The organism is Streptomyces sp. col6, from assembly GCF_008042035.1.
GTDB lineage: Bacteria > Actinomycetota > Actinomycetes > Streptomycetales > Streptomycetaceae > Streptomyces.
On the sequence record NZ_RDBL01000029.1, the window covers coordinates 569,050 to 577,279 of the forward strand.

At 71.2% G+C, this 8,230-nt stretch carries 9 protein-coding genes and 1 tRNA gene; 9 read left to right on the plus strand and 1 reads right to left on the minus strand.

The genetic code is table 11. From position 1 onward, the window contains the following. The 6 genes from EAO73_RS31930 to EAO73_RS31955 form a co-directional block, all read left to right on the plus strand. On the plus strand, nt 1-531 hold a 531-nt coding region (locus EAO73_RS31930), incomplete at its 5' end, for a hypothetical protein (RefSeq protein ID WP_147975417.1). Continuing rightward, on the plus strand, nt 531-1,706 hold the full coding sequence (locus tag EAO73_RS31935) for a 4-hydroxybenzoate 3-monooxygenase (protein WP_147974981.1): 1,176 nt from the start codon (nt 531-533) through the stop codon (nt 1,704-1,706). The genes EAO73_RS31930 and EAO73_RS31935, both read left to right, overlap by 1 nt. Before the next feature lie 13 nt (nt 1,707-1,719). After that, complete coding sequence (locus EAO73_RS31940; protein ID WP_147974982.1) at nt 1,720-2,670, plus strand: ABC transporter ATP-binding protein; 951 nt, start codon at nt 1,720-1,722, stop codon at nt 2,668-2,670. A 12-nt stretch (nt 2,671-2,682) separates the two neighbouring features. Further along, nucleotides 2,683-3,456 carry an ABC transporter permease gene (locus EAO73_RS31945; RefSeq protein ID WP_147974983.1) on the plus strand — a complete coding sequence of 258 codons (774 nt, stop codon included), beginning with the start codon at nt 2,683-2,685 and terminating at the stop codon, nt 3,454-3,456. A gap of 25 nt (nt 3,457-3,481) precedes the next feature. After that, nucleotides 3,482-4,294 carry an ABC transporter permease gene (locus tag EAO73_RS31950; RefSeq protein WP_224756534.1) on the plus strand — a complete coding sequence of 271 codons (813 nt, stop codon included), beginning with the start codon at nt 3,482-3,484 and terminating at the stop codon, nt 4,292-4,294. Nucleotides 4,295-4,344: 50 nt separating this feature from the next. Further along, complete coding sequence (locus EAO73_RS31955) at nt 4,345-5,166, plus strand: alpha/beta hydrolase (RefSeq protein ID WP_224756535.1); 822 nt, start codon at nt 4,345-4,347, stop codon at nt 5,164-5,166. Between the two features lie 53 nt (nt 5,167-5,219). On the opposite strand, the gene EAO73_RS31960 is transcribed toward EAO73_RS31955, so the two are convergent. After that, a tRNA-Thr gene (locus EAO73_RS31960) sits at nt 5,220-5,293 on the minus strand. A 180-nt stretch (nt 5,294-5,473) separates the two neighbouring features. On the opposite strand from EAO73_RS31960, the gene EAO73_RS31965 reads away from it, so the two are divergent. From EAO73_RS31965 to EAO73_RS31975, 3 genes are all read left to right on the plus strand, one after another. Further along, nucleotides 5,474-6,610 (plus strand): ABC transporter ATP-binding protein, encoded by a 1,137-nt coding sequence (locus EAO73_RS31965; protein ID WP_018101603.1) that lies wholly within the window; start codon nt 5,474-5,476, stop codon nt 6,608-6,610. 208 nt (nt 6,611-6,818) lie between these two features. Next, nucleotides 6,819-7,238, plus strand: a complete 420-nt coding sequence (locus tag EAO73_RS31970) for a hypothetical protein (RefSeq protein WP_147974985.1) — start codon at nt 6,819-6,821, stop codon at nt 7,236-7,238. A 46-nt stretch (nt 7,239-7,284) separates the two neighbouring features. Then, nucleotides 7,285-7,995, plus strand: coding sequence for a nucleotidyltransferase family protein (locus EAO73_RS31975; protein WP_147974986.1), 711 nt, complete (start codon nt 7,285-7,287; stop codon nt 7,993-7,995). Nucleotides 7,996-8,230 lie beyond the last annotated feature (235 nt).

An 8,230-nucleotide genomic window follows, 5' to 3' on the forward strand; every position in this document is an offset into this window, starting at 1 on the left:
CCCCCACCCCTGCCGCCCGAGACCCGGCTGCTGCTGGCCAGCGACGGCTCGACCACCCTCCTCCTGGAGTCCCTGCTCGGTCTCACGATGACAGTGCGCGTAATCTCCCAGGAAGTGGTGGACGCCGCCGCGCTCCCCTCCGGCGTACGCGAGGTCCTCGGCCTCGCCGGCGACAGCCGCACCGTCCGCCGGCTGTCGGAGCTGCGCGCACCGGACGGCCGCGTCGTCAGCCGCAACGTGGTGGCATACCCGGCCGCCGACGCGGCGCACCTGCCGGACGCCACCGACGGGACCCCGCTCGGCCTGCGCCTCCGGGCCCTGCGCTTCCCCCAGCAGCACCGCTCCCTGCTGGCCCACGGCCTGACCCACTGGGACGACACGGCGGACGCGCCCGTGTGCGCGTTCAAGGAGTACGTCATCCGCTGCGCGGACGAGTCCCGGATCCACATCCGCGAGCGCTTCAACCCCGGCCTCGTGCCCGTGAGCGACACGGCCGGCGCCGGCCGTCCCGTACCCGGAAAGGCGATCTGATGCGCACCACTGTGGGAATCATCGGCGGCGGACCGGCCGGGCTCCTGCTCGCCCGGATGCTGCACCGTGCGGGCATCGACTGCGTCCTGCTGGAGAGCCGCGACCGCGCGTACGTGGAGCAGCGCCAGCGGGCCGGGACGCTGGAACAGACCACCATCGACGCGTTGCGGGCGGCCGGGGCGAACGAGCGCCTGGACCGCGAGGGCATGTTCCACGACGGCATCGAGTTCCGCTTCGCCCGCCGGTCGCACCGGATCGACTTCGCCGCCCTCGCGCCCGGCCGGCAGGTCGCGATCCACCCCCAGACCAAGGTGGTCCAGGAGCTCATCGCGCTCAACCTCGCCGACGGCGTCCCCGTGCTGTTCGAGGCACGGGCCGACCAGGTGGAGGGCGCGGAGGGCGACCACCCCGTCATCCGCTTCACCCACGAGGGCAGACAGCGCGCGCTGCACTGCGACTTCGTCGTCGGGTGCGACGGCTTCCACGGCATCAGCCGCCGTACGGTGCCCGACGCGCTCTCCCGCACGTTCAGCAGGCGCTACCCCTACTCCTGGCTCGGCATCCTCGCCGACGTGCCGCCCTCCTGCACCGACCTGCTGTACGCCCACTCCCCGAACGGCTTCGCCCTCCACAGCATGCGGTCGTCCACGGTCAGCCGCCTCTACCTCCAGGTGCCCAACGGCACCGACCCGGGCGACTGGGACGACGAGCGGATCTGGGACGAGCTGAGCTTCCGGTTCGCGGTCGACGGGGACTGGAAGCTCGACCGGGGCCCGATCACCGCCAAGTCCGTGATCCCCATGCAGAGCTTCGTCACCGAACCCCTGCGGCACGGGCGGCTGTTCCTCGCCGGCGACGCCGCCCACATCGTGCCGCCCACCGGCGCCAAGGGCCTCAATCTCGCTGTCGCCGACGTGGTCGTGCTCGCACGGGCGCTCACCGCCTGGGCCGACGACGGATCGACCGCGCTCATCGACGCCTACTCGGACACCTGCCTGCGAAGGGTGTGGCAGGCGGAGCACTTCTCCTGGTTCATGACGACCACCTTCCACCGCGAGCCCGGCCGGACGCCGTTCGAGGACCGGCTCCAGCTGACCCAGCTGGAGCGGCTCGCCGCCGGCGGCCCCGCCGCGGCCGAACTCGCCGACAACTACACCGGTCTGCCGATCGGCTGAGGAGCCCGTACCCATGCGCTTCGAACCACAGAACGTCCTCGTCCACGCCGAGCGCCTGACGAAGACCCACGGCAAGGGGGCGTCCGGCGCGACCGCGGTGGACGGCATCGACTTCTCCCTGCGCAGCGGCGAGGCCTTCGGCTTCCTGGGCCCCAACGGCGCCGGCAAGTCCACCACCATGCGCATGATCTCCTGCGTCTCCCGGCCCACCGGCGGCACCCTGCGCGTCCTGGACATGGACCCGGTCCGTGACGGCACCCGTATCCGCTCCCGCATCGGGGTCATCCCCCAGGCGGACACCCTGGACCAGGAACTGACGGTCCTGGAGAACCTGCTGATCTACGGACGGTACTTCGGCCTCGGGAAGCGGGAGGCCCGGCTGAAGGCCGCCGAACTCCTCGACTTCGCCCAGCTGCGGGACAAGGCGGACGCCAAGGTCGCCGCTCTCTCCGGCGGCATGCGACGACGGCTGACCATCGCACGCGCCCTGGTCAACGACCCCGAGCTGCTGCTCCTGGACGAACCCACCACCGGCCTGGACCCGCAGGCGCGCCACGTGCTGTGGGAGCGGCTGTTCCGGCTGAAGCAGCAGGGGGTGACGCTCATCCTCACCACGCACTACATGGACGAGGCCGAACAGCTCTGCGACCGCCTCGTCGTCATGGACCGCGGCCGCATCGTCGCCGAGGGTTCGCCCCGGGCGCTGATCGAACAGCACGCGACCCGCGAGGTCCTGGAGCTCAGGTACCCGCCGGACGACCACGAGCTCATGGCGGCGAAGCTCGAAGGCACCGCCGAGCGCGTGGAGGTCCTGCCCGACCGACTGCTGCTCTACACGGCCGACGCGGAGGCATGCCTGGCCTCGGTGCGTGCCCGGGGCGTCGAACCGCTCACCCTGCTCACCCGCCGGGCCACCCTGGAGGACGTCTTCCTCACGCTCACCGGCCGCACGCTCATCGACTGAGGAAGTGTCCGCATGTCTTCGCTCGCGCTCCGCGAATTCTCCTTCTGGATGATCCACTACCGGCGGACCTGGCGGGGCTCGGCCGTCGTCAGCTTCGCCAACCCCCTCCTCTTCCTGCTCGCGGTGGGGGCCGGTCTCGGCCGGCTCGTCGGCGACGCCGGGCAGGAGCAGCTGGGCGGGGTCTCGTACCTCGCCTTCTTCGCGCCCGGCCTGCTCGCGGCCACCACCATGCAGACGGCCTTCATAGACTCCACCCGGTCCGTGCTCACCGCGGGCCGCCCCAGCGGCAGTTACCGTGCGGCGACGGCGGGTCCACTCGAACCCGGGGACGTCTTCCGTGGCCACCTGCTCTTCATCACCGTGCGCATCCTGCTCACGGTCTGCGCGTTCGTCGCCGTACTCGCCCTCTTCGACGACCTGCGCGGCCCCCAGCTGTTCGCGCTGGTCCCGGCGGCGCTGCTGACCGGCGTGGCCTTCGCGGCGCCGATCGCCGCCTGGTCCGCCACCCTCGACAGCCCGAAGGCACAGATGTCGCTGTTCCGCTTCGTGCTGCTGCCGCTCTACATGTTCTCCGGCACGTTCTTCGCCCTGGACCAGCTGCCCCGGTTCCTGCGGGTCGTCATCGAGGCCGCGCCGCTGTGGCACGGGGTGGAGCTGTGCCGGGCGATCAGCCTGGGCCGTGCGGGAACGGCGGGCACGGCGGCGCACTGCGCGTACCTGGCGGCGCTCGCCCTCGCGGGAGTGCTGTGGGGCGGGCACACCTATCGCCGGAATCTGCATGAGTGACGCACCGTCAGGAAGGTTGACGCACATGACGACAACGACCACGGCGGCGAGAGAACCGGCCGGACGCGGCGTGGTGCCGGTCCGTGCCCATCTCGTCGTCGAACGCAATCTCATGATCCACCGGCACGCCTGGGCCGTGTTCGCCGCCGAGATGCTCGAACCCCTGCTCTACCTCATGTCCATCGGCGTGGGCGTCGGGCAGCTGATCGGCCGGGTGCCGGGGGTCGCGGACCCCCACCTGGAATACGCCTCCTTCGTGGCGCCGGCCCTGCTGGCCACCTGCGCCATGAACGCGGCGATGAACGAGACCACGTTCGGGATGTTCTTCAAGCTCAAGGACGACCGGATCTACGAGTCCATGGTGACGACGCCGCTGAGCGTCGCCGACATCGCCTTCGGAGAGATCGGCTGGGCCCTGCTGCGCGGCGTCGCCGCCGCCACGGGCTTCCTGGCCATCGTGTCGGTGCTGGGCTACGTGGAATCGCCCTGGATCCTCCTGGCACTGCCCGGGGCCGTACTCATCGGCTTCTGCTTCGCCGCGATCGGGCTGGCCGTCACCACCTGGCTGCGGACCATGCAGGACTTCCAGCTGATCCAGCTGGTGATGCTCCCCATGTTCCTCTTCGCCACCACGTTCTACCCGGTCACGGTCTATCCGGAACCGGTACAGGTCCTGGTGAAGTGCCTCCCGCTCTACCACGGCATCGAGCTCCTGCGAGGACCGGCGCTGGGCGACCTCCACCCGGGGCTGCTCCTGTCCGCCGGATACCTGCTGGCCCTCGGAGCGGCGGCTGTCCTCGTGGCCCTGCCGAGGCTCGAACGCCGGTTGATGTCATGACCGGGGCCCGTTCCGGCCGGGGAGCCGGCGCACCCACGGAGGAGGAGCTCGTGCGGAACTCGCACGTCGGCAAGCTGCCCCCGCCCCGCTCCCGCACCCCGGACCGCGTCGAGTACCGGGACATCGTCCACGCCGAGGTCGACGGCTACCGGCCGCTGACGCTCGACCTGACCGTGCCCGCGACGGCCCCGGCGCCCGTGCCGCTGCTGGTCTGGATCCACGGCGGGGCCTGGCGGCGCGGGTCGCCCCGGGTCGGCGAGTCGTGGCTGGGCGTCGCCGATCCGGTCGGGGCCGCGGTGGCCGCCGGGTACGCCATGGCGACCGTCCAGTACCGCTTCAGCGGCGAAGCGCACTACCCGGCGCAGCGCGACGACGTCCGGGCGGCGGTGGCCGTGCTGCGCGGGCTCGCGCCGGAAGCCGGGCTCGATCCCGGCCGGTTCGGGGCCTGGGGCGAGTCCGCGGGCGGCCACCTCGCCGCCGTACTCGGGCTCGACCGGCGGGAGGCCGGGCCCGAGTCACGGGTCCAGGCGGTCGTGGCCTGGTACGCGCCCAGCGACCTGGCGGCCTTCGACCGCGCCCCGGGCTCACCGGAGGCGATGCTCCTCGGGCCCGCCGCCCAGCAGGAGGAAGCCGTACGGCTCGCCGGGCCGCTGGCCCACGTCTCCCGGGACGCGCCGCCCACCCTGCTCGTCCACGGCGACGCGGACCCCCTCGTCCCCTGCGACCAGAGCCGCCGGCTGGCCGCCGCGCTCACCGGGGCCGGCGCCACCGCCGAACTCGTCGTCGTCCCGGGGGCCGGTCACTGCTTCGACGGCGCCGACCTGCGCGAACCCGTACGCCTCAGCCTGGACTTCTTCGACCGCCACCTGTGAACCGGGCTCAAAAAAAGGCCCAGGTCACGACCATGTGACCTGGGCCTCATCCGAGCCCCCTGTCGGATTCGAACCGACGACCTACGCATTACAAGTGCGTTGCTCTGGCCAGCTGAGCTAAGGAGGCGTGCCGGAGCAGTCTAACCAACACGGCCCCCGGCACCGTGCAGAAATTTCACAGCCGGGGAACTACTGACAGATCCGAAACCGCCAGGTAGCGTCCTTGCAGGTTCACTCGTATGGACCAGACCACTCCCTTACCACGGATCGTCCGGCACGTACCTGCCGGTGGAGGAGAAGCATCAGCATGGCCAGTGTCACGTTCGACAAGGCGTCCCGCGTCTACCCCGGCTCCACGAAGCCCGCGGTCGACCAGCTCGAGATCGACATCGCGGACGGCGAGTTCCTCGTCCTCGTCGGTCCCTCCGGTTGTGGCAAGTCCACCTCGCTCCGCATGCTCGCGGGTCTTGAGGACGTCAACGGCGGTGCGATCCGCATCGGTGACCGTGACGTCACGCACCTGCCCCCGAAGGACCGGGACATCGCCATGGTGTTCCAGAACTACGCGCTGTACCCGCACATGACCGTCGCGGACAACATGGGCTTCGCGCTCAAGATCGCCGGTGTGAACAAGACCGACATCCGGGCGAAGGTCGAAGAGGCCGCCAAGATGCTGGACCTCACCGACTACCTGGACCGCAAGCCGAAGGCGCTCTCCGGTGGTCAGCGCCAGCGTGTGGCGATGGGCCGCGCGATCGTGCGTGAGCCGCAGGTGTTCCTCATGGACGAGCCGCTGTCGAACCTCGACGCCAAGCTCCGTGTCTCCACCCGTACGCAGATCGCCTCGCTCCAGCGCCGCCTGGGCATCACGACCGTGTACGTCACCCACGACCAGGTCGAGGCCCTCACCATGGGCGACCGCGTCGCGGTCCTCAAGGACGGTCTGCTCCAGCAGGTCGACTCGCCGCGCAACATGTACGACCGCCCGGCGAACCTCTTCGTGGCCGGCTTCATCGGCTCCCCGGCGATGAACCTCGTCGAGGTCCCGATCACCGACGGCGGCGTGAAGTTCGGCAACAGTGTCGTCCCGGTCTCCCGCGAGGCGCTCACCGCCGCCGCGAACCGCGGCGACACGACCGTCACGGTCGGCATCCGCCCCGAGCACTTCGACATCGTGGAGCACGGCGGCGCCGCCGCGAAGACCCTCACCAAGGACTCCTCGGACGCCCCGGCCGGCCTGGCCGTCTCGGTCAACGTGGTCGAGGAGCTCGGCGCCGACGGCTTCGTCTACGGTGCCGCCGAGGTCGGTGGCGAGCACAAGGACCTGGTCGTCCGCGTCGGCGGCCGCGCCGTCCCGGAGAAGGGCACCAAGCTGCACGTCGTGCCCCGCCCGGACGAGCTGCACGTCTTCGCGACGTCGACCGGTGAGCGCCTCACCGACTGACCCCGCACGCGCTGTACGGTGGCCCCGCACGATCTTCGTGCGGGGCCACCGCGCTGTGCGGGGGTTTAAACGGCGGAGGCGGATTCCCCGGCACAACGGTCATTTCGTTCCGGTTCGTCAACACGCGATTCGAAAAGCACACTCGAACCATCCCCCGCGAGGGTGACGTAATGTCGTCATGCCATCACCGGCCGCTACGCTCGCTTGCGTGACCCACACCGTGCGCCGTATCGGCCGAACTCTCGCTTTCGTACTGCCTGTCGTCATGGTTCTGTCCGGGACCCTCGCGGTCACCGCCGTGCCGTGGGCAGCCAGCAACTCCGACTCGCAGCTGCTCGCCGCGTCGGCCCGCACCGTCCCCGACGCCAAGGAGGTCAAGGTGCGCGCGCCCGAGGACGTCCTGCGCGACCGGCTCCTCCAGGAGCTCAGGGCGAAGGACCCCGCCGTCGCCCTGACGGACCTCCAGCGCGCCGTCGAGGGACGCCCGTCGCTCGCCCGGCACTGCATGTCGATCGCGAAGACCCTGGGCAAGGCCGCCGTCGAGAAGTACGGCCCGACGCGCGCCCACCGCTTCTCGCGCCCCGTCTGCGACACCTCGTTCGCCTCGGGCGTCGCCCAGTTCAGCTGACCGACGCGACACCTTCCGCTGCCGGGCACGGCTTATCGTGCCTGGCATGCATACGTTTCCGACGCAGGCCGTGATCCTGGCGGGTGGCCAGGGGTCACGGCTGCGCCCGTATACCGATGACCGCCCCAAGCCGATGGTCGAGATCCCGGGTACCGGGACTCCGATCATCGGCCATCAGCTTTCCTGGCTGGCCGCCGAGGGCGTGACCGATGCCGTGGTGTCGTGCGGACATCTGGCCGAGGTGCTCCAGGAGTGGCTGGCCGACGCGGTGCTGCCGCTGCGCGTGACGACGGTGGTGGAGTCGGAGCCGCTGGGGCGCGGCGGCGGGCTGAAGTACGCGGCCGAGCGGCTGCCGGCACCGGACGAGCCCTGGTACGCGACCAACGGGGACATCTGGACGCGGTTCTCGCTGCGGGAGATGGCGGCGTTCCACGCGGAGCGCGACGCGACCGCGACGCTGGCCCTGGCCCGTCCGCGGATTCCCTGGGGCGCGGTGGAGACGGACGCGTTCGGGCACATCACGGACTTCATCGAGGCGCCGCCGTCGCCGTATCTGATCAACGCGGGCGTGTACGTGTTCTCCCCGGAGTTCACGGGGCTGCTGCCGGACCGGGGCGACCACGAGCGGACGACGTTCCCCCGGCTGGCCCGCGAACGCCGCCTGGCCGGCTACCCGTTGCCGCACGGGGCGTACTGGCGGGCCATCGACACGGCGAAGGACCTGACCGAGGCCGCCAAGGAGCTGGACGGCCGGTAGGGCGTACGGGAAAGGGGGCGGGCCCGGAGGAGACTTCCTCCGGGCCCGCCCCCTTTCCGGATGGGCGCCCGCGGTCAGCCGAGGAGGCCGCCGATGGGGTTGCGGCCGCTTCCGCTGTCGCCGCCCGAGGTGGAACCGGGCTCGGGCTCGGAGCCGCCGGTGGTGGAGCCGCCGCCGGTGCCGGTGGTCCCGGAGGAGCTGGGGCCGGAGCTGGTGGCGGGGGGCTGCTGGGGGG

Bases quoted from the DNA above. Each gene is read 5' to 3' on its own strand.
- EAO73_RS31935 (WP_147974981.1), top strand. From the start codon at position 531: ATGCGCACCACTGTGGGAATCATCGGCGGCGGACCGGCCGGGCTCCTG.
- EAO73_RS31940 (WP_147974982.1), top strand. From the start codon at position 1,720: ATGCGCTTCGAACCACAGAACGTCCTCGTCCACGCCGAGCGCCTGACG.
- EAO73_RS31945 (WP_147974983.1), top strand. From the start codon at position 2,683: ATGTCTTCGCTCGCGCTCCGCGAATTCTCCTTCTGGATGATCCACTAC.
- EAO73_RS31950 (WP_224756534.1), top strand. From the start codon at position 3,482: ATGACGACAACGACCACGGCGGCGAGAGAACCGGCCGGACGCGGCGTG.
- EAO73_RS31965 (WP_018101603.1), top strand. From the start codon at position 5,474: ATGGCCAGTGTCACGTTCGACAAGGCGTCCCGCGTCTACCCCGGCTCC.
- EAO73_RS31975 (WP_147974986.1), top strand. From the start codon at position 7,285: ATGCATACGTTTCCGACGCAGGCCGTGATCCTGGCGGGTGGCCAGGGG.